This is a genomic window from Pseudomonas sp. MIL19, assembly GCF_028680365.1.
GTDB lineage: Bacteria > Pseudomonadota > Gammaproteobacteria > Pseudomonadales > Pseudomonadaceae > Aquipseudomonas > Aquipseudomonas spirodelae.
Genome location: NZ_JAPPVG010000021.1, coordinates 40414 through 59695 on the forward strand (window position 1 = coordinate 40414; position 19282 = coordinate 59695).

General features: G+C 55.7%; 19 protein-coding genes and 2 tRNA genes. 16 read left to right on the forward strand and 5 right to left on the reverse strand.

Annotated features, from left to right (window positions below):
• Window positions 1-127 precede the first annotated feature (127 nt).
• Entirely contained in the window at window positions 128-775 is a 648-nt protein-coding gene (locus tag N1078_RS13910; RefSeq protein WP_274088766.1) for a PA2778 family cysteine peptidase, read from the forward strand.
• Between the two features lie 76 nt (window positions 776-851).
• Here N1078_RS13910 and N1078_RS13915 read toward each other — a convergent pair whose 3' ends face one another.
• Window positions 852-2135, reverse strand: coding sequence for an NAD(P)/FAD-dependent oxidoreductase (locus tag N1078_RS13915; RefSeq protein ID WP_274088767.1), 1284 nt, complete (start codon window positions 2133-2135; stop codon window positions 852-854).
• A 185-nt stretch (window positions 2136-2320) separates the two neighbouring features.
• Here N1078_RS13915 and N1078_RS13920 point away from each other — a divergent pair.
• The 10 genes from N1078_RS13920 to N1078_RS13965 all read left to right on the forward strand — a co-directional run bounded on the left by N1078_RS13920 (window position 2321) and on the right by N1078_RS13965 (window position 10095).
• Window positions 2321-2397 (forward strand) — tRNA-Val (locus tag N1078_RS13920).
• Window positions 2398-2641: 244 nt separating this feature from the next.
• Window positions 2642-4564 (forward strand): threonine--tRNA ligase, encoded by a 1923-nt coding sequence (thrS, locus tag N1078_RS13925; protein WP_274088768.1) that lies wholly within the window; start codon window positions 2642-2644, stop codon window positions 4562-4564.
• Complete coding sequence (gene infC / locus N1078_RS13930; protein WP_274088779.1) at window positions 4564-5115, forward strand: translation initiation factor IF-3; 552 nt, start codon at window positions 4564-4566, stop codon at window positions 5113-5115. Before thrS ends, infC begins: the two co-directional genes overlap by 1 nt.
• 60 nt (window positions 5116-5175) lie before the next feature.
• Window positions 5176-5370, forward strand: a complete 195-nt coding sequence (gene rpmI, locus N1078_RS13935) for a 50S ribosomal protein L35 (protein WP_136665879.1) — start codon at window positions 5176-5178, stop codon at window positions 5368-5370.
• A gap of 25 nt (window positions 5371-5395) precedes the next feature.
• The gene (gene rplT / locus N1078_RS13940; protein WP_040069108.1) at window positions 5396-5752 is read left to right on the forward strand and encodes a 50S ribosomal protein L20; all 357 of its coding nucleotides are present in this window, start codon (window positions 5396-5398) and stop codon (window positions 5750-5752) included.
• Window positions 5753-5847: 95 nt separating this feature from the next.
• A complete protein-coding gene (gene pheS, locus N1078_RS13945) occupies window positions 5848-6864 on the forward strand; it encodes a phenylalanine--tRNA ligase subunit alpha (RefSeq protein WP_274088769.1) in 1017 nt (338 codons plus the stop codon).
• Window positions 6865-6909: 45 nt separating this feature from the next.
• Entirely contained in the window at window positions 6910-9288 is a 2379-nt protein-coding gene (gene pheT / locus N1078_RS13950; protein ID WP_274088770.1) for a phenylalanine--tRNA ligase subunit beta, read from the forward strand.
• Between the two features lie 3 nt (window positions 9289-9291).
• Window positions 9292-9594: an integration host factor subunit alpha gene (gene ihfA, locus N1078_RS13955; RefSeq protein WP_003243414.1), complete on the forward strand. Its 303-nt coding sequence runs from the start codon at window positions 9292-9294 to the stop codon at window positions 9592-9594.
• On the forward strand, window positions 9575-9931 hold the full coding sequence (locus N1078_RS13960) for a MerR family transcriptional regulator (RefSeq protein WP_274088771.1): 357 nt from the start codon (window positions 9575-9577) through the stop codon (window positions 9929-9931). Before ihfA ends, N1078_RS13960 begins: the two co-directional genes overlap by 20 nt.
• An 87-nt stretch (window positions 9932-10018) precedes the next feature.
• Window positions 10019-10095, forward strand: a tRNA-Pro gene (locus N1078_RS13965).
• A 280-nt stretch (window positions 10096-10375) separates the two neighbouring features.
• On the opposite strand, the gene oprI is transcribed toward N1078_RS13965, so the two are convergent.
• Window positions 10376-10627, reverse strand: a complete 252-nt coding sequence (gene oprI, locus N1078_RS13970; RefSeq protein WP_090242095.1) for an outer membrane lipoprotei OprI — start codon at window positions 10625-10627, stop codon at window positions 10376-10378.
• Window positions 10628-11144: 517 nt separating this feature from the next.
• Between oprI and N1078_RS13975 the strand changes: the two genes are divergently transcribed.
• Window positions 11145-11423, forward strand: coding sequence for a GNAT family N-acetyltransferase (locus N1078_RS13975; protein ID WP_274088772.1), 279 nt, complete (start codon window positions 11145-11147; stop codon window positions 11421-11423).
• A gap of 61 nt (window positions 11424-11484) precedes the next feature.
• Here N1078_RS13975 and N1078_RS13980 read toward each other — a convergent pair whose 3' ends face one another.
• Window positions 11485-12219 carry a phosphoadenylyl-sulfate reductase gene (locus N1078_RS13980; protein WP_274088773.1) on the reverse strand — a complete coding sequence of 245 codons (735 nt, stop codon included), beginning with the start codon at window positions 12217-12219 and terminating at the stop codon, window positions 11485-11487.
• 186 nt (window positions 12220-12405) lie between these two features.
• Between N1078_RS13980 and thrH the strand changes: the two genes are divergently transcribed.
• Window positions 12406-13023 (forward strand): bifunctional phosphoserine phosphatase/homoserine phosphotransferase ThrH, encoded by a 618-nt coding sequence (gene thrH, locus N1078_RS13985; protein ID WP_274088774.1) that lies wholly within the window; start codon window positions 12406-12408, stop codon window positions 13021-13023.
• A gap of 200 nt (window positions 13024-13223) precedes the next feature.
• Here thrH and N1078_RS13990 read toward each other — a convergent pair whose 3' ends face one another.
• Window positions 13224-14123, reverse strand: a complete 900-nt coding sequence (locus tag N1078_RS13990) for a DMT family transporter (RefSeq protein ID WP_274088775.1) — start codon at window positions 14121-14123, stop codon at window positions 13224-13226.
• Window positions 14124-14323: 200 nt separating this feature from the next.
• Between N1078_RS13990 and aceK the strand changes: the two genes are divergently transcribed.
• The 3 genes from aceK to N1078_RS19540 all read left to right on the forward strand — a co-directional run bounded on the left by aceK (window position 14324) and on the right by N1078_RS19540 (window position 18332).
• Window positions 14324-16054 (forward strand): bifunctional isocitrate dehydrogenase kinase/phosphatase, encoded by a 1731-nt coding sequence (aceK, locus tag N1078_RS13995; RefSeq protein WP_274088776.1) that lies wholly within the window; start codon window positions 14324-14326, stop codon window positions 16052-16054.
• A gap of 5 nt (window positions 16055-16059) precedes the next feature.
• Window positions 16060-18099, forward strand: coding sequence for a TonB-dependent receptor family protein (locus N1078_RS14000; RefSeq protein ID WP_274088777.1), 2040 nt, complete (start codon window positions 16060-16062; stop codon window positions 18097-18099).
• 98 nt (window positions 18100-18197) lie between these two features.
• Window positions 18198-18332, forward strand: a complete 135-nt coding sequence (locus N1078_RS19540) for a PA1414 family protein (RefSeq protein ID WP_322949084.1) — start codon at window positions 18198-18200, stop codon at window positions 18330-18332.
• 34 nt (window positions 18333-18366) lie between these two features.
• Here the strand turns inward: N1078_RS19540 and tnpC are convergent.
• Window positions 18367-19282: IS66 family transposase (tnpC, locus tag N1078_RS14005; protein ID WP_274088778.1), on the reverse strand; the 916-nt coding region annotated here is incomplete at its 5' end.

A 19282-nucleotide genomic window follows, 5' to 3' on the forward strand; every position in this document is an offset into this window, starting at 1 on the left:
ATAACGCTGTAAGTAGCCTGAAGAGGTTGGGGCGTGGGCACTTCATGGTTATGCTCTGCGCCACAAATAGATCAGTGGGTGAGTGATGTTCCAGCCAATTCGAGTCGTCAGGCTTCTGCCCTTTGCCATGCTTTTTCTGCTCGTTGCCTGCGCGGGCGCACCGCAGCTGTCGCCAGAGACAGAGCGCTTGCCTGAACGGGTCGAGCTGACTGATGTACCGTTCTTCCAACTCAGTGACGCTCAGGGTGGGCCTTCGGCGTTAGCGGCGTTGCTCAATTATCACGGAGTGATCAGTAGCCCTGGTTTGGTGGATGAGCGCCTGCAGCAGGTGGGCAAAGGGCAGAGCCCGCAGGCGGGGCTTGAGGCGGTGGCGCGCTCGTATGAGCTCCTGGTGTATCCCTTGACAGGTAACTTGGATGCGTTGATGCAGCAGGTTTCCGCTGGGCACCCTGTGCTGGTGCTGCAGGACCGTCTGTTTGCTGGGCCGGGCTCGCAGTTTGCCGTGCTGGTGGGCTATGACCAGCGTGAGCGGACGCTGGTGCTGCGTTCGGGCAATGACCGACGCTGGTACAGCAGCTTTGCCAGCTTCGACGACGCGTGGGAGGAGGCCGGGCGTTGGGCGGTATTGATTCAGCCGACCAATCAACTGCCTGCACAACCCGTTGAGAACGTCTGGTTGCAGGCTGCCCGTGATTTGCAGCAGCAAGGTCGGGGCTCAGCGGCGCAGCGTGCGTTGCGCACGGCGCGTGAGGTTTGGCCGGATGCCGCGCTGTAAAGGCATCCAACAATTCGCGTGAGCGAAAACGCAAAACGGCACCTCAAGGGTGCCGTTTATGTTTGTGGTGCGGGTGTTAGATACCCAGCTTGTCACGCATGGTGTAGTACCAAGCGCCCAAAGCGCTGAACGGCACCTGGAACAGGCGACCGCCCGGAAATGGGTAATGCGGTAAGTCGGCGAATGCGTCGAAGCGCTCGGCCTGACCGCGCAGTGCTTCGGCCAGCACCTTGCCGGCCAAGTGGGTATAGGTAACGCCGTGACCGCTGCAGCCTTGTGAGTAATAGATGTTGTCGCCCAGGCGACCGACTTGCGGCAGGCGCGAGAGCGTCAGCAGGAAGTTGCCGGTCCAAGCGTAATCGATTTTCACGTCTTTCAGCTGCGGGAAAGCCTTGAGCATTTTCGGGCGAATGATCGCCTCAATGTTGGCCGGGTCACGGGCGCCGTAGACCACGCCGCCGCCAAAGATCAGGCGGTTATCACCGCTAAGGCGGTAGTAATCGAGCAAGTAGTTACAGTCTTCTACGCAGTAGTCCTGCGGCAGCAGGCTTTTCGCCAGCTCAGGGGGCAATGGCTCAGTGGTAATCACCTGGGTGCCGCATGGCATCGATTTGGCCGATAGTTCAGGAATCAGGTTGCCCAAGTAGGCGTTGCCCGCGACCACCACGAACTTGGCTTTGATCCTGCCGTTGGGGGTGTGCACAACGGGATTGGCGCCGCGCTCAATGCGGATAGCAGGGGACTGCTCGTAAATCACCCCACCGAGCGACTCAACTGCCGCGGCTTCACCGAGTGCCAGGTTGAGTGGATGGATATGGCCGCCGCTCATATCGAGCATGCCGCCGGCATAAATGTCAGTACCCACGACTTCTTGTATGCGTTTGGCGTCCATCAGTTCCAGCTGGGTGTGGCCATAGCGCTCCCAGAGTTTTTTCTGCGACTCCAGATGCTTCATGTGCTTAGGCGTATTGGCTGCGAAGACGCCACCATCTTTAAGGTCGCACTGGATGTTGTACTTGGCGATGCGCTCGCGAATGATGCGCCCGCCTTCAAAGGCCATGTCGCCGAGCAGCTGTGCTTGCTTGGGTGCCACGCTGCGCTCGATCACATCGATATCACGGCTGTAGCTGTTGACGATCTGCCCGCCATTACGACCCGATGCGCCAAAGCCGACTTTTGCCGCCTCAACGATGCTGACCTTGAAGCCGTTTTCCAACAGGGCAATAGCGGTAGATAGGCCGGTATAGCCCGCACCGACGATGCACACGTCAGTTTCGACCTCACCATTTAGCTCCGGGCGTGCCGGTATCGGATTGGCGGAGGCCGCATAGTAGGATTGTGGATAAGCTGTGTGCGCCATTTTGCAACCTCTGTTCTTTATATTTTACGAATGAGCGGATGCTACCTGAGTTGAAAATGCTCGGCTAGTGGCCTGTGCGAAATATTAAACGCACGATAAAACAGTAAAAAATTCAATTATTCAGGCAGTTAGCTAAAATACTTGTTGACACTTTTTCGCCTGGCCGTAAAATGCGCACCCATCGTAGGCACGTAGCTCAGTTGGTTAGAGCACCACCTTGACATGGTGGGGGTCGTTGGTTCGAGTCCAATCGTGCCTACCAAATTTGGTAGAAAAAAGGGTCGCTTAGGCGGCCCTTTTTTTTGGGTTCTTGTCAGTAAGCCAGGCTTTCTGCAAGCATTCACATGCGGTTAGTTGTTGTTTAAAACCTCCAGTGACTGCGGTTCGGTTTTGGTTAGGCGTACATGCTCCTGCTTCTGTATGGCAGGTTTACCGCCGAATCGCTTACTGGCTCATCCCAACCCATGTGGCCTTTGGTAGAGGTCACCACTAGGAGAGGAGGCGCCATGCCCATCATTACTCTTCCCGACGGCAGTCAGCGTTCGTTCGATCACCCAGTATCTGTACTTGAGGTGGCGCAATCCATCGGTGCCGGCCTGGCCAAGGCCACGGTAGCCGGTAAGGTCAATGGCAAGCTGGTTGATGCCTGTGACGTGATTGATAGCGACGCAACCCTGCAGATCATTACGCCCAAAGACCAAGAAGGTCTCGAAATCATTCGCCACTCCTGTGCGCATTTGATTGGGCATGCGGTTAAGCAGTTGTTTCCGACTGCCAAGATGGTAATCGGGCCGGTCATTGATGACGGTTTCTACTACGACATCGCGTCTGAGCGTCCCTTCACTCTAGATGATGTGGCGGCCATCGAGCAGCGTATGCAGCAGCTGATCGAGAAAGACTACGACGTCATCAAGAAAGTGACGCCACGCGCCGAGGTTATTGATGTCTTCACCGCCCGTGGTGAGGAGTACAAGCTGCGTCTGGTTGAAGATATGCCGGATGAGCAGGCCATGGGCCTGTATTACCACGAAGAATACGTCGACATGTGCCGTGGTCCGCACGTGCCGAATACGCGCTTCCTTAAAGCTTTCAAGCTGACCAAGTTGTCTGGTGCTTACTGGCGCGGCGATGCCAAGAATGAGCAGCTGCAGCGTGTGTACGGCACAGCCTGGGCAGATAAGAAGCAGCTGGCGGCTTATATTCAGCGTATTGAAGAGGCTGAGAAGCGCGACCATCGCAAGATCGGCAAGCGCCTTGATCTATTCCATACCCAGGAAGAAGCGCCTGGCATGGTGTTCTGGCACCCAAATGGCTGGACTATCTATCAGGTGCTTGAGCAGTACATGCGCGGTGTGCAGCGCGAGAATGGCTACCAGGAAATCAAGACCCCGCAAATCGTTGATCGCGTGCTGTGGGAGAAGTCTGGGCACTGGGGTAACTACGCCGACAATATGTTCACTACTGAGTCGGAGAGTCGCGACTACGCTATCAAGCCGATGAACTGCCCATGCCACGTGCAGGTGTTCAATCAGGGGCTGAAAAGCTACCGTGAATTGCCGCTGCGGTTGGCTGAGTTCGGCTCCTGTCATCGCAATGAAGCGTCGGGTGCGCTGCATGGCATCATGCGCGTGCGTGGCTTCACTCAGGATGATGCGCATATCTTCTGTACTGAAGAGCAGGTCAAGAAAGAGGCCGCTGACTTCATCAAGCTGACGTTGCAGGTCTACGCTGACTTCGGTTTCAGTGATGTGAAGATGAAGCTTTCTACGCGCCCAGCTAAGCGTGTGGGTGATGACGCGTTCTGGGATCGAGCTGAAGAGGCGCTGGCCAATGCGCTGAATGAGGCGGGTCTGCCTTGGGAGTATCTCCCGGGGGAGGGTGCGTTCTACGGTCCAAAGATCGAGTTCACCCTGCTTGACTGTCTCGGTCGTGCCTGGCAGTGCGGTACGCTGCAGTACGATCCGAATATGCCTCAGCGCCTTGAAGCGAGTTACGTTTCCGAGGACAACAGTCGCAAAGTGCCGGTCATGTTGCACCGGGCGATTCTTGGTTCATTCGAGCGTTTCATCGGTATTTTGATCGAGCACTACGAGGGTGCGTTCCCCGCTTGGCTAGCACCGACTCAGGCTGTGGTGATGAATATCACTGATAAACAGGCTGATTTTGCCCTCGAAGTGGAAAAAACGCTCAATCAAAGCGGTTTTCGTGCCAAGTCTGACTTGAGGAACGAGAAGATAGGCTTTAAAATCCGCGAGCATACTTTGCTCAAGGTTCCCTATCTCTTGGTTATCGGAGATCGGGAAGTTGAGACGAAAACTGTCGCCGTGCGTACTCGCGAAGGTGTTGATCTGGGCTCTATGCCCGTCACTCAATTCGCTGAACTTCTTGCGCAGGCGGTTTCCCGGCGTGGTCGCCAAGATTTGGAGTAATCATTATTAAGCGTGATATGAGACAAGATAAGCGAGCTGCACCTAAGGCACCGATCAACGAGAATATCTCGGCACGTGAGGTACGGTTAATTGGCGCTGAGGGTGAGCAGCTCGGGATTGTGTCAATTGAGGACGCGCTTCTTAAGGCCGAAGAGGCCAAGCTGGATCTGGTAGAGATTTCTGCCGATGCAGTGCCACCTGTTTGTAAGCTGATGGACTACGGCAAATCGATCTTCGAAAAGAAGAAACAGGTTGCTGCTGCAAAGAAAAACCAGAAGCAGATCCAGGTTAAAGAAATCAAGTTTCGTCCAGGGACGGAGGAAGGGGATTACCAGGTAAAACTACGCAACCTGGTACGTTTCCTTAGTGATGGGGACAGGGCCAAGGTATCGCTTCGATTCCGCGGCCGTGAGATGGCGCATCAGGAGCTGGGCATGGAGTTGTTGAAGCGGGTTGAGGCTGACCTGCTTGAATACGGCACCGTTGAACAGCATCCAAAGATGGAAGGACGCCAGCTGATCATGGTCATCGCCCCCAAAAAGAAGAAATAACCACCAGGGCACGGCAGGCCTTGCGGTTATGTTTATCAACTGAATGCGGAGTATCCGAACATGCCAAAGATGAAAACTAAGAGTGGTGCAGCCAAGCGTTTTTTGAAAACTGCTAACGGCTTCAAGCACAAGCACGCTTTCAAGAGCCACATCCTGACCAAGATGTCCACTAAGCGTAAGCGTCAACTGCGGGGCAGCTCCATGGTGCACCCGTCTGACGTAGCAAAAGTGGCGCGCATGCTGCGCGTTCGTTAATCGGTCAAGATAGAGGAAATTACTCATGGCTCGTGTTAAGCGCGGCGTTATTGCTCGCAAGCGTCACAAAAAAATTCTGAAACTCGCTAAAGGCTACTACGGCGCACGTTCACGCGTGTTCCGCGTTGCCAAGCAAGCGGTGATCAAGGCAGGCCAGTACGCCTACCGTGACCGTCGTCAGAAAAAACGTCAGTTCCGCGCTCTGTGGATCGCTCGTATCAACGCCGGTGCACGTGTTAACGGTCTGTCTTACAGCCGTTTCATTGCTGGCCTGAAAAAAGCGTCCATTGAGATCGACCGTAAGGTACTGGCTGATCTGGCAGTGAACGAAAAAGCGGCGTTTGCTGCGATTGTCGAGAAAGCGAAAGCCGTACTGGCTTAAGTCCCCGACAATCACCGGGCTCGCCCGGTGCTAAACGTCACCAATAGGGGAAGAGCCTTCAAGCTCTTCCCCTATTTCGTATCTGGAGTCTGTAAATGGAAAATCTGGATGTGCTGGTCTCGCAAGCGCTTGAGGCCGTTAGCCACACCGACGATGTGAATGCTCTAGAGCAGCTGCGCGTTCACTATCTGGGCAAGAAGGGCGAATTAACTCAGGTGATGAAGACCCTGGGCAATCTGTCAGCAGAAGAGCGCCCGCAAGCCGGTGCGTTGATCAATGCTGCCAAGGATAAAGTTCAGGATGCTCTGAACAATCGTAAAGAGACATTGGAACAGGCTGCGCTGAGCGCCAAGCTCGCCGCCGAAAAGATTGATGTAACCCTGCCAGGGCGTGGGCAGGTGTCGGGCGGGCTACATCCTGTAACCCGCACACTGGAGCGTGTAGAGCAGTTTTTTACTCGGATAGGCTACGGCATCGCCGAAGGCCCCGAGGTAGAGAACGACTACCACAACTTTGAGGCGCTCAATATCCCCGGCCACCATCCGGCGCGGGCGATGCATGACACCTTTTACTTCAACGCGAACATGTTGCTGCGCACCCACACCTCGCCGGTACAGGTGCGCACCATGGAATCGCAGCAGCCGCCGATCCGCATTGTTTGCCCCGGTCGTGTCTATCGCTGCGACTCTGATATCACTCACTCGCCGATGTTCCATCAGGTCGAAGGTCTGCTGGTCGACGAGGGTGTGAGTTTTGCCGACCTCAAAGGCACCATTGAGGAATTCCTTCGGGTGTTCTTCGAGAAGCCGCTGGGTGTGCGTTTCCGTCCCTCGTTCTTTCCGTTCACCGAGCCATCGGCCGAAGTCGACATGCAATGCGTAATGTGCAGCGGCAAAGGTTGCCGTGTGTGTAAGCAGACTGGCTGGTTGGAAGTTATGGGCTGCGGCATGGTGCATCCGAATGTACTGCGCATGTCGGGCATTGATCCGGAAAAATACTCCGGCTTCGCCTTCGGTATGGGTGTTGAGCGCCTGGCCATGCTGCGTTACGGCGTCAACGATTTACGGCTGTTCTTCGATAACGACCTGCGGTTCCTGGCGCAATTTCGCTAGCGCCTTCGCATTCCGTAATCGAATTGGTTCAGGAGAACAGACAGAATGAAATTCAGTGAACAATGGCTGCGCAGCTGGGTAAACCCAGATGTCTCTCGCGACGATCTGGTTGCCCGCCTGTCCATGGCTGGCCTAGAAGTCGATAGCGTATCGCCAGCTGCGGGCGTATTCAGTGGCGTGGTGGTGGGCGAGGTGCTGAGCACCGAGCAGCATCCTGATGCCGATAAATTGCGTGTGTGTCAGGTGAGTAGTGGTGCGGAAACCTTTCAGGTGGTGTGCGGCGCGCCGAATGTGCGCCCCGGCCTGAAAATCCCGTTCGCCATGATGGGTGCCGAACTGCCTGGCGACTTCAAAATAAAGAAAGCCAAGCTGCGTGGTGTCGAATCAAACGGCATGCTGTGCTCGGCTTCCGAGCTGCAGATCAGTGAAGACCATGATGGCCTTATGGAGTTGCCGGCAGACGCGCCAGTCGGTCAGGACATTCGTGTCTATTTGGATCTTGACGACGCCAGCATCGAAGTTGATCTGACGCCAAATCGTGGTGATTGCCTGTCTTTGGCTGGCCTGGCGCGTGAAGTGGGTGCGCTGTATGCCGCGCCTGTCACTCGTCCAGTAATTGAGGCGGTTGCGTCGAGCCACGATGAAGTGCGTCCGGTCGAAGTGCTCGCGCCGCAAGCCTGCCCGCGTTACCTCGGTCGTGTGGTGCGTAATGTCGATCTGTCCAAGCCCACGCCGTTGTGGATGGTTGAGCGTTTGCGTCGTGCCGATGTGCGCAGTATTGATGCGGCTGTCGACATCACTAATTACGTGATGCTTGAGTTGGGTCAGCCGCTGCACGCGTTCGATCTTGCCGAGATCAATGGTGGTATCCGTGTGCGTATGGCCGAGGAGGGCGAGAAGCTCGTTTTGCTTGATGGTCAGGAGGTCAGCCTACGCAGCGATACGCTGGTAATCGCCGATCATAATCGTGCCTTGGCCATTGCTGGCGTGATGGGTGGCGAGCATAGCGGTGTTAATGACAAGACGTGCGACCTGTTCCTTGAAAGTGCGTTCTTCGACACCATTGCCATCGCTGGCAAGGCTCGCTCCTACGGTTTGCACACCGATGCCTCGCACCGCTTTGAGCGTGGCGTGGACTGGCAGCTGGCGCGTGAAGCCATGGAACGCGCGACTTCTTTGCTGCTGGATGTTGTCGGGGGCGAAGCTGGGCCGATTATTGAAGTCGTCAATCAGCAGCAGTTGCCGAGTGTTGAGCCGGTCACGTTGCGTGCTGAGCGCATCGAACAGATGCTCGGCCTGAAGATGGACGAGGCTGAAGTTGTCCGCCTGCTAGCTGCTTTGGGCTTGGATATTCAGGCTGATGGCGAAGGGCAGTGGCAGGTTGGTGTACCAAGTCACCGCTTCGATATCAGCCTGGAAGTCGATCTGATCGAAGAACTCGCCCGCTTGTATGGCTACAATCGCTTACCTGTACGCTATCCGCAAGCGCGTTTAGCTCCACAAACTAAGGCCGAAGCCGCTATCGAGCTACCGGCGCTACGTCGTTTATTGGTTGCTCGCGGTTATCAGGAGGCAATCACCTACAGCTTTATCGATCCAAAATTGTTCGAGCTGTTCAACCCTGGCGTTGCTCCGCTGATGCTGGCTAACCCAATCTCTGCCGATATGGCGGCGATGCGCTCTTCCTTGTGGCCAGGTCTGATCAAGGCGCTTGAGCATAACTTGAATCGTCAGCAGTCGCGTGTGCGCCTCTTCGAAAGTGGTTTGCGCTTTGTCGGTCAGCTCGAAGGTTTGAAGCAAGAGCCGATGTTGGCAGGTGTGATTTGTGGTGGCCGCTTGCCAGAAGGCTGGGCGCACGCTCGTGATGATGTCGACTTCTATGATGTGAAGGCCGATGTCGAGGCTCTGCTGGCCAGTGCAGGCGCAAGTGCGAGCTTTGCCTTTGTGCCTGGCGAGCATGCTGCGCTGCATCCGGGGCAAACAGCTCGGATTGAGCGTGACGGGCGTCTTGTAGGGTACCTTGGCGCAATTCATCCTGAGTTGTCGAAAGCGTTAGGCTTGGATCAAGCGGTCTTCATGTTTGAGCTCGTGTTGGGTGAAATCACTCAGGGCGTTATGCCTAAGTTCCAGGCGCTTTCTAAGTTTCCTGAAGTGCGGCGTGACCTGGCTTTGCTGGTCGATCGTGATGTGCCTGCGCAGGATTTGCTTGTTTGTATCAAGGGTGCTGCAGGTGAGTGGCTAACAGACCTCAAGCTATTTGACGTGTATCACGGTAAAGGTATTGATCCTGATAGAAAAAGCCTTGCGGTTGGCTTGACCTGGCAGCATGCATCGCGCACTCTAAATGACGATGAGGTGAGCGCAGCAATGCAAGATATTCTCACCTCCCTGGAACAAAGGTTCAACGCCACGTTAAGGAAGTAGCGTATGGGGGCTCTGACGAAAGCTGAGATGGCGGAACGTCTGTATGAAGAGCTGGGCCTGAATAAACGGGAAGCCAAGGAATTGGTGGAGCTGTTCTTTGAGGAGATCCGCCAAGCGCTGGAGCTCAACGAACAGGTCAAGCTCTCGGGGTTCGGTAATTTTGATCTGCGCGATAAGCGTCAGCGCCCCGGTCGTAATCCAAAAACAGGAGAGGAAATTCCGATCACGGCTCGCCGTGTGGTGACTTTCCGTCCAGGCCAGAAACTTAAAGCCAGGGTCGAGGCGTATGCTGGAACCAAGTCATAACGACGAATTACCCGTCATACCCGGCAAACGCTACTTCACTATCGGTGAAGTAAGTGAGCTGTGCGCCGTTAAGCCTCATGTGTTGCGTTACTGGGAGCAGGAATTTCCTCAGCTAAATCCAGTGAAGCGCCGCGGCAACCGACGCTATTATCAACGACAGGATGTGTTGATGATTCGACAGATTCGCGCTCTTTTGTACGATCAGGGTTTCACAATTGGCGGGGCGCGTCAGCGCCTTTCCGGTGACGAGGCCAAAGATGACAGCACTCAATACAAACAACTGATCAAGCAAATGATTACCGAGCTTGAAGATGTTTTACAGGTGCTTAAAAAATAGTCGCACTATTCAAAAAGTTTCCATATTTCAGGGGCTTAATGTATAGTTCGCCATGTTTAGGGGATCCGAAACAGATTAACGCCTAGTCGGGGCGTAGCGCAGTCCGGTAGCGCACTAGCATGGGGTGCTAGGGGTCGAGTGTTCGAATCACTCCGTCCCGACCATATAATCATTACATTAGAGCTTGGCCAGAAATGGTCAGGCTTTTTTGTTTTAGGGCTTGCCAGTTATTTGGCTGCTGCCTTTCTCATGTGCGGTGATGCGCATCTATCTCAAGAAAAAGCGCTGTGTCCGTTAGTCTGGCTGGGCTGCTAACGCCTTAAGTTTTCGGGTCGACAGGGGCTTCTGGTGCGATTAGCTCTTGAACTCATTCAGAAGCCAGTATGCAGCTAATAAAAAAGCCGACCCAGAGACTGGGTCGGCTTTTCATAGCCTTGAGAGCTATTACTTGCGGCTGGCTTTTTCCAGCATACGCAGAGCGCGCTCATTGGCTTCGTCAGCAGTTTGCTGAGCCTTCTGAGCAGCAGCCATAGCGTCATCAGCCTTACGGTAGGCTTCATCGGCACGGGCTTGAGCGCGAGCAGCTGCATCTTCAGTTGCAGTCAGACGAGCTTCAGTTTCTTTGGACATGCTGCTGCAACCGGTAGCCAGAACTGCGGCCAATGCCAGAGCAGAGAATTTCAGAACGTTGTTCATCGTGTTCCCCTTGAGGTGGAGGTTTTCCATAAAAGCAATTTCCTGATAATAGGAAATTAGCCGGCGTACATACTACCTATAACTTGTAGTAAGTAAACGGAGGCAAGGCAAGGCGCAAAGGTTTTTTTTCGATTGCAGTAGAGTTAGGCGTTTTCTGCTGATTGGCTGCTTAAAAAACAATCAATTTCAGGCTGTTGGCAGTTCTTTGCGCAGTAACTGTTGGCGTTTAGGGGTTGCAGTCGTTGCAACGTATTTTGACGATAATCTCGATGTTTACTGGTATCTGAATGGCTGTACGTTTGTGGCAGATAGCTTTGGTAGTAGGCAGGTGCAGTGACTGGGTTTGGCACATAGCCCGGTGCTGCCGGTGTGATCTAAGTCATTGATTCACGTGACCTCACAGGTTCCGGCCTGATAAGCTCGTTATAATCGCCTACAACTTAATAGGTAAGAAATTCTGTAACCCCATTGCTGCAGAGGCTGCGAGCGGGTTGCGCGAGCGAACAGAGGAGTTGCGATGAGCGAGGCGCTGTCCATTCACCATGACCTAGCAGGTCATCAGTTCGAGACCACAGTGGATGGTGATCGGGCCTATCTGGCTTATATGGATCTTGGCAAGCAAACGCTGGATATCTACCGCACCTTTGTTCCCACCACGCTGCGTGGGCGAGGCATCGCTGCTGCGTTGACCGAGCATGCACTGCAATATGCTGACCGCTTGGGCTATACGGTCATTCCGTCATGCTCCTACGTCGAGCGTTACATGCAACGCAAAGGGCGTACGGATAAGAGCTGAGTGATTCAGGTAACGTAAAAGGCCAGTCAGAGACTGGCCTTTTTTATATCTGTTTTAGCGATCAGGTCTTGGCAATCAAGTTGCCGGCATGCAAACCGCATTCTTTCTGTGTGGCTTCTTCCCACCACCAGCGGCCTTCACGCTCATGCTGGTTAGGCAGTACGGGGCGTGTGCAGGGTTCGCAGCCGATGCTGATAAAACCGCGCTCATGCAGGCTGTTATAAGGCAGTTCGAGCATGCGGATATAGGCCCAGATATCTTCACTGCTCATCTGTGCCAGCGGATTGAATTTGTACAGGGTGTTGTCCGCTGTGGAGAAGGCTGTATCGAGCTCGACCGCCGCAACTTGGCTGCGCGTGCCGGGGCTTTGGTCGCGCCGCTGGCCGGTGGCCCACGCTTTAACCGTGGCGAGTTTGCGGCGTAGCGGGGCGGTTTTGCGGATGCCACAACATTCACCGTGACCGTCTTGGTAGAAGCTGAATAGCCCCTTCTCCTTGACGAAGGGCTCTAGGGCGGCAGCGTCAGGTGAGAGTATGTCGATGCTGATGCCATAGTGCTCGCGCACCTGATCAATAAACCGATAGGTTTCTGGATGCAGGCGGCCGGTGTCGAGGCTGAAGACTTTGACGTTCTTGTTGAGCTTCCAGGCCATGTCGACCAGCACCACGTCCTCGGCGCCGCTGAACGATAGCCACAGCTCATCGCCAAAGTGCTCAAAGGCGAGTTTGAGAATGTCCTGAGGCGACTTGTTGGCATAGCTCGCCGCCAGTTCGGCTGCGTCGAAGGGGTGGCTCATCGGGCTGAATTCCTAGTTAGGGTGACGCTGCGCGTCTTGTGTGGCGATGGTAGCAAACGCAGGTTATTCGACTAAATAACGAAGTGCCTCAGTAGACCTCTGATTTGAGTATAAGCACCGCGTTGCAGAGCACTGGGGGAGCAGCTAGAGTGCCGCCTTCTAAAAAATCCAAGTTAGGAGTGTCCTGTGGAAATCGCGTGTCTCGACCTGGAAGGCGTACTGGTACCGGAAATCTGGATCGCCTTCGCGGAAAAAACTGGCATCGAATCGCTGAAAGCGACCACCCGGGATATTCCGGACTATGACGTGCTGATGAAGCAGCGTCTGCGTATTCTGGATGAGCACGGCTTAAAGCTGTCCGATATTCAGGAGGTGATTGCCACTCTCAAGCCCCTTGACGGTGCGGTGGAGTTTGTTAATTGGCTGCGCGAACGCTTTCAGGTGGTGATTCTTTCGGACACCTTTTATGAGTTCTCCCAGCCGCTGATGCGTCAACTGGGTTTCCCGACGTTGTTGTGCCACAAGCTGATTACCGATGAAACGGATCGGGTGGTGGACTACCAGTTGCGTCAAAAGGACCCTAAGCGTCAGTCGGTACTGGCCTTTAAGAGCTTGTACTACCGAGTAATTGCCGCCGGCGACTCATACAACGACACCACCATGCTCAGCGAAGCCCATGCCGGCATTCTGTTCCATGCCCCGGACAATGTGATTCGCGAATTCCCGCAATTCCCTGCGGTGCATACCTTTGAGGCGCTCAAGCGCGAGTTCCTTAAGGCGTCTAATCGCCAGCTGAGCCTCTAATCTGTCAGGCTTTAAAGCCTGCGCTCCAGAGCCATTCAAATGCTCACTTACACGCCCCACAAGTGCTGCGCGCTCGTGGGGCGTGTGTATTTGGGCGCTGAGGATTACCGGCAACGTCGCGTTGCCGTTAACAATCTAGGCAAATATCGTATGTATTGGCCGTGTGTGCACGACGTTATTGCGAGCAGTTATGGAGTGTTTCAGCGATCAGCTTGAGCGCTGGCGGTTGGTCGCACTACCAGCCATAGGGCGATGGCGATCAATACGCCGCCGTACAGATACGCCCAAGACAAAGGCTCGTCGAGTAGCAGGGCGCCCCACAGCACACCAAAGGGTGGAATCAGGAAGGTCGTGGTGCTTGCTTTGATCGGCCCTACATCACTCAGTAGGCGGAAGTACAAGACATAAGCCAGGGCCGTACAGACAAAGCCTAGCCCTGCGAGAGACAGCCAGACGTCTAGCCCGCCCCAGCTGGCTGGCGGTTGTATGACCAGAGCGCCGCCGAACAGCGGCAGTAGAAACAGGCTGGCGCCACACAGGCTGGCAAAGGCGGTCAAACGGTTGTCCAGGCCGCCCTGCATGCCAATCCAGCGCCGCGTAAGAAAACCGGCAAAGCCATAGCAAGCGGTCGCCACCAGGCAGGCGGCTGCGCCGAGCAATAGGGTCAAGTCAAACTCAATTGGACCCGTGCGGGTCAGCACCGCTACACCCAGTAGGCCGACAGCGACTCCGGCGGCTTTGCTCAGGGTCATCGCTTCAGCAAAGAACAGCATGCCGATCAATACGCCCATCATCGGCGTGGTGGCGTTGAAAATGGCGGAATAGCCTGCTGGCAGCACCAAGGCAGCCATGCAGTACATGGCCGAAGGCAGCCCCGCGTTGATCACCCCGAGTATCAGGCAGTGTTTAAGCTTGCCGTTAAAGTCCCAGCGCACGCGCATCAGCAGCAATATCACCAGCAGCCCAAGCATGCCCAGGCTGGCGCGAAAAAAAGCAGTCGGCAGGCTGCCAAGCACTGGCGCAACGATGCGCATGAACAGAAAGCTTGCGCCCCAGATAGCAGCAAGCAACAGCAGACGCATCAGGTCGGCAAGGCGCACAACAGACTCCACAGCGGTCAGAAAGGGTGAGCAGTGTTGCTGGCCCGGGGCGCCAAGGCAATTCGAAATGCGCTTTCAAATGCTTACATGACGGCATTTCGTTGTAGATAAGCGCGCATCCATGCGCTGGCCGCTTTTACTTCATGTCGTCACTGGATAAGCTCGGTGGCTTGTCCGCACTCACCTGTAGGGGTTCGTATATGCCACAGCAAAGGCCGGCCAGCGCGATAGCGGCGTTTATCCTTGATGGCTTTGACGACTACCGCGAGCAGTTTCGGCAGATTACCAACGGCGCACGCGTACGATTTGAGCAGGCCCTGTGGCAGGAAATCCAAAACGCATCGGCGGCGCGTATTGCCTTGTATGAAAAGTGCGTGACCGCTGTCAGCCAGCAGTTGCGCGAGGCCTATGCGGCCGAGGCATTGCTGGATGTTGACCAGTGGCCACTGGTCAAGTCGGCCTATATCGCCTTGATTAACCTGCGGGATGACGATGAGTTGGCGGAGACCTGGTTTAACTCGATTTTCTGCGGGTTGTTCAGCCATGACCAGATCAATGATGGCTGCATGTTCATCCACACCACTCGCCCTTCGCTGCGGGTTAATACACGTACGCCGCAAACGCGCTTGTATGAGCCCAATGGCGATATTGAGACGTCTCTGCGGCAGATCTTCGACGATTTCAGTTTCGAAGTGGGCTACGAAAATCTGCCGCGCGATTTGACGCGACTGCTCAAACAATTGCGTCAAAGCCTGCCGGACTGGGTGTGCAAGGACCCTGACTTGCGCATCGAGTTGTTTGCCTCGCGCCTGTATCGCAACAAAGGTGCCTACCTGGTGGGGCGTATTTACACCCGCGATGAACAATGGCCGCTGGTGATACCGCTGTTGCACCGCGAAGGGCAGGGGATTCAGATTGATGCACTGATTACCGATGAGGCGGAGGTGTCGATCATTTTCTCCTTCACCCGCTCCTACTTCATGGTGCGGGTTGGCTACCCTGCGGAGTTCGTCGGCTTCCTCAAGCGTATCTTGCCGGGTAAGCACATTGCTGAGCTGTACACCTCGATTGGCTTCTACAAACACGGCAAATCAGAGTTTTATCGATCCCTGATCAACCATCTGGCCACCACCGATGACAAATTCGTCATGGCGCCAGGGGTGCGGGGCATGGTGATGAGCGTATTCACGCTGCCGGGCTTCAATACGGTATTCAAGATAATCAAGGACCGCTTCTCACCGTCGAAAAACGTCGACCGCAATACGGTGATCGAGAAATACCGCCTGGTGAAAACGGTCGACCGGGTCGGGCGCATGGCCGATACCCAAGAGTTCGCCGATTTTCGCTTCCCTCTAAGCAAGTTTGACCCGCAATGCCTGGCCGAGCTGCTGGATGTCGCGCCGTCGACCGTTGAGGTTGATGGCGACACCGTGCTGGTGCGCCACTGCTGGACTGAGCGGCGCATGACGCCGCTGAATCTGTATGTGGAAAGTGGCAGTGAAGCTCAGGTGCGTGAGGCGCTAGATGATTACGGTCTGGCGATCAAACAGCTAGCTGCCGCCAATATCTTTCCCGGCGACATGCTGCTGAAAAACTTTGGCGTGACTCGTCACGGCCGCGTGGTGTTCTACGACTACGATGAAATCTGCTACCTGACGGAGGTGAATTTTCGTCATATCCCCCAGGCGCGCTACCCCGAGGATGAAATGTCCTCCGAGCCGTGGTATTCGATCGCGCCGATGGATGTGTTCCCTGAGGAGTTCCCGCCATTTCTGTTCGCCAATATGCAGCAACGCAAACTGTTCAGTGAGCTGCATGGGGAGCTGTACGACGCCGATTATTGGAAAACCCTGCAAGCGGCGATTAGCGCAGGCAAGGTGATCGACGTATTCCCCTATCGGCGCAAAGATCAAGCCGATAGGGAGTATTGAGCCGTATGCGTGTATCGCTTGGTTTCGTCGCTAGCGGCCTTTGGCTGCTGGCCGATAGCCGCGTATTGCACGCGACCGAAGTTGACGACCGCTTAGTTGTGCCGGCTCCGCTACTCATCACCAGCCCACGCAGTAACGTGCGCTGGCTGAGTACGCCGGCGGCGGTAACGGTGGTCGATGCGGGAAACATACCGGGAGAGCAGAACCTCGCTCTGGATACCTGGCTGGCACGTGTGCCGGGCGTATTCAGCCTCAATCGTTACAACCTGGCCCAAGGTCTGCGTCCGTCGGTTCGTGGATTCGGCGCGCGCGGTAACTTTGGTGTGCGCGGTATTCGGGTGCTTGTTGATGGTGTACCCCTGACCATGCCGGATGGGCAAACTGAACTCGACGGCCTCGACCTTGGTTTGGTTGAGCGCATGGAGGTTTTGCGCGGACCGGCCTCGGTGCTCTACGGCAATGCTGCCGGTGGAGTGCTAGCGATCGAAACCCGCGAACCGCCGGCGTTGCCCTCGATGCAGCTTGACCTGAGCACTGCAAGCCTCGGCTATCAGCGAACACGCGTCGAAATGGCAGGCAGTGACGGCGACTTGGGCGCGTTGCTGGCGTTTAACAGCACTCATTTAGATGGGTATCGCCAGCACGGCGCAGCGCAAACCAACAGCCTGACCGCCAAGTTGCGTTGGTATGCGCCGGCGGGGCGCTTACGCCTAAGTTTCAATGCGATCGATAACCGCGCCGAGGATCCCGGTGGTTTAACGGCGGCCCAAGTCGACGTGGATCGCCGGCAAGCGGCGCCGAACAACCTGCGCTTCGATGCCGATGAGTTTATTCGTCAGCAACGCCTGGCATTGGTTTGGGATGGCTACGCTGCTGGAGCCGACCAGTACCAACTGCGCAGCTATCTGGGGCACCGTGAGTTCGGTAATCAGCTGGGGTTTGCCACGAGCGGCCAAACGACCTTTAAACGCTATTTCAGCGGTGTAGGCGGGCAATACAGTCATTACCGCGAATTAATTGGCGTGCCACATAAAATCACCACAGGTTTCGACCTGGAAGCCCAGCAAGATGATCGGCGGCGCTATGACAATTTGTTCGGCGAACGCGGGCAGTTGCGCCAGCAGCAAGATGAGTCCGCGCTTAGCCAAGGACTGTTTATCGAGGATCAGATCAACCTGACTGAGCAGTGGCAGGCCACCCTAGGGTTGCGCTATGACCACGTGCGCCTAGCAGTGGATGACCTTTACCTGGTCGACAGTCGCGATGATTCAGGTTCGCGCAGCCTGGCCGACTGGAACTACAGTGCTGGTCTGAGTTATCGCCTGACGCCGCAACAGTCGCTTTACGCACGGCTGGCCAGTTCATTCGAAACGCCGACCATCAATGAGCTGGCAAACCCGCAAGGGGGTGGTTTCAATGCAGTGTTACAGCCGGCTCAGGCAGTAAGCCGTGAGCTCGGTCTGAAAGGTGAGTGGACCTCGCTGCGTTATGCCTTGGCGCTGTACCGGATCGACCTGAAGGATGAGCTGGTGGCGTTTAACCTGCCCACTCAGCCGGGGCGTAACTTCTATCGCAATGCCGGGCAGTCGCGCCGTGATGGCGTTGAGTTGAGCCTGGACTGGCAGCTTGACGATGCCTGGCGCTGGTCCGTGGCCTATGCCTACAACCACTATCGTTTTACCGAGTATCAAACGTCTGCAGGCGACTTTGCTGGCAAGCATAGTCCTGGTATTCCAAGGCAAACCCTTTTCACTGAATTGGCCTATGAAAACCAAGGTGCATACATACGCTTGGGCGCTACAGCCCAGGCGCGCGTATACACCAACGATGCCAATACTCAGTCAGCCTCCGGTTATGCCTTGCTTAACCTGCGCCTAGGCAAGCGCTTGCAGCTCGGCGAGCAAAGCCTGGAACCTTACCTGGGTATCGATAACCTGCTGGGGCGTGAGTACTTCGACAACCTGCGGATTAACGATGGCAGCGCTCGCTATTTTGAGCCGGGGCCGGAGCGAACCCTGTATGCGGGCTTGCGCCTGCTGTTTTAGCGTGTAACAGCGCCGCTGCGGCAGTTTCAGCTGACGTGAACTAAGATGAAAAGAGATGCATAAGCACCTGTTCGATGATCTTGGTTGGAGGCTATTTTATGAACGCCAAGTTACAGCACGCCCTGCTTGATCTGTTGAGAACCCTTGGCCTGCTTGAGCGGCCAACATTGCAACCCATCCCTGTACGCAGCACTAAACCAGCCCCTCAGCCTGAAGACCGTCGACGCCGCTAATACGTAAGCGTCCGCCGAACTCACCTTGCGTGATTCAGGCAGGTACCCACTGATGCGGCAGCAGTTGGCCGATCTCACTCGCCCGCTGCGTCGGCAGGCGTGTCAGCACGTCCTTGAGATAGGCATACGGATCATGCCCGTTCATGCGGGCCGACTGGATCAGGCTCATGATTGCTGCCGCGCGTTTGCCGCTGCGCAGTGATCCGGCAAACAACCAGTTCGAGCGTCCAAGGGCCCATGGCCGGATCTGGTTTTCGACCTGGTTGTTGTCGATGGGCACAGCGCCATCGTCCAGGTAGCGAGTCAGTGCCAGCCAGCGCTTGAGGCTGTAATCCAAGGCTTTTGCCGTTGCTGATCCGTTGGGCACAAGATCACGCTGGGCCAGCATCCAGTTATGCAGTGCGTCGAGGATCGGTGAGGCCTTTTCCTGCCGTATTCGCCAGCGCTCTTCATCGCTCTTGTTCCGTGCTTGCCGTTCGATTTCGTACAAACCGCCCATCGCGTGCAGTGCCTGTTCGGCCAACTGGCTTTTGTTTGCAGCGTGAAGATCGAAGAACTTGCGGCGGGCGTGGGCCATGCAGCCAATTTCGGTGATGCCCTGCTCGAAGCTGGCCTTGTAGCCAGCGAAGTCGTCGCAGACCAGCTTGCCATTCCACTGACCAAGAAAATTGCGCGCATGCTCGCCGGCACGGCTGGGACTGAAGTCGTACACCACCGCTTTTAGATCGGCGAAGGGCGTGGTGCTGTAGGCCCAGACGTATGCCCGATGGGTTTTCTTCTCGCCTGGGGTGAGCATTTGCACCGGGGTTTCGTCAGCGTGGATCACGCGTTGGGCCAGCACGGCTTCGCGCAGGGCATCGACCAGCGGCTGGAGCTGCACGCCGGTTTGTCCGACCCACTGGGCCAGTGTCGAGCGAGCGATGGCCAGGCCGGCACGGGCAAAGATTTTC

Excerpts from the sequence above, each read along its gene's own strand:
- N1078_RS13910 (WP_274088766.1), top strand. The coding sequence starts at position 128 with ATGCTTTTTCTGCTCGTTGCCTGCGCGGGCGCACCGCAGCTGTCGCCA.
- N1078_RS19540 (WP_322949084.1), top strand. The coding sequence starts at position 18,198 with ATGAACGCCAAGTTACAGCACGCCCTGCTTGATCTGTTGAGAACCCTT.
- thrS (WP_274088768.1), top strand. The coding sequence starts at position 2,642 with ATGCCCATCATTACTCTTCCCGACGGCAGTCAGCGTTCGTTCGATCAC.
- pheT (WP_274088770.1), top strand. The coding sequence starts at position 6,910 with ATGAAATTCAGTGAACAATGGCTGCGCAGCTGGGTAAACCCAGATGTC.
- N1078_RS13980 (WP_274088773.1), bottom strand. The coding sequence starts at position 12,219 with ATGAGCCACCCCTTCGACGCAGCCGAACTGGCGGCGAGCTATGCCAAC.
- ihfA (WP_003243414.1), top strand. The coding sequence starts at position 9,292 with ATGGGGGCTCTGACGAAAGCTGAGATGGCGGAACGTCTGTATGAAGAG.
- rpmI (WP_136665879.1), top strand. The coding sequence starts at position 5,176 with ATGCCAAAGATGAAAACTAAGAGTGGTGCAGCCAAGCGTTTTTTGAAA.
- pheS (WP_274088769.1), top strand. The coding sequence starts at position 5,848 with ATGGAAAATCTGGATGTGCTGGTCTCGCAAGCGCTTGAGGCCGTTAGC.
- N1078_RS13975 (WP_274088772.1), top strand. The coding sequence starts at position 11,145 with ATGAGCGAGGCGCTGTCCATTCACCATGACCTAGCAGGTCATCAGTTC.
- rplT (WP_040069108.1), top strand. The coding sequence starts at position 5,396 with ATGGCTCGTGTTAAGCGCGGCGTTATTGCTCGCAAGCGTCACAAAAAA.
- N1078_RS13960 (WP_274088771.1), top strand. The coding sequence starts at position 9,575 with ATGCTGGAACCAAGTCATAACGACGAATTACCCGTCATACCCGGCAAA.
- N1078_RS13915 (WP_274088767.1), bottom strand. The coding sequence starts at position 2,135 with ATGGCGCACACAGCTTATCCACAATCCTACTATGCGGCCTCCGCCAAT.
- aceK (WP_274088776.1), top strand. The coding sequence starts at position 14,324 with ATGCCACAGCAAAGGCCGGCCAGCGCGATAGCGGCGTTTATCCTTGAT.
- oprI (WP_090242095.1), bottom strand. The coding sequence starts at position 10,627 with ATGAACAACGTTCTGAAATTCTCTGCTCTGGCATTGGCCGCAGTTCTG.
- N1078_RS14000 (WP_274088777.1), top strand. The coding sequence starts at position 16,060 with ATGCGTGTATCGCTTGGTTTCGTCGCTAGCGGCCTTTGGCTGCTGGCC.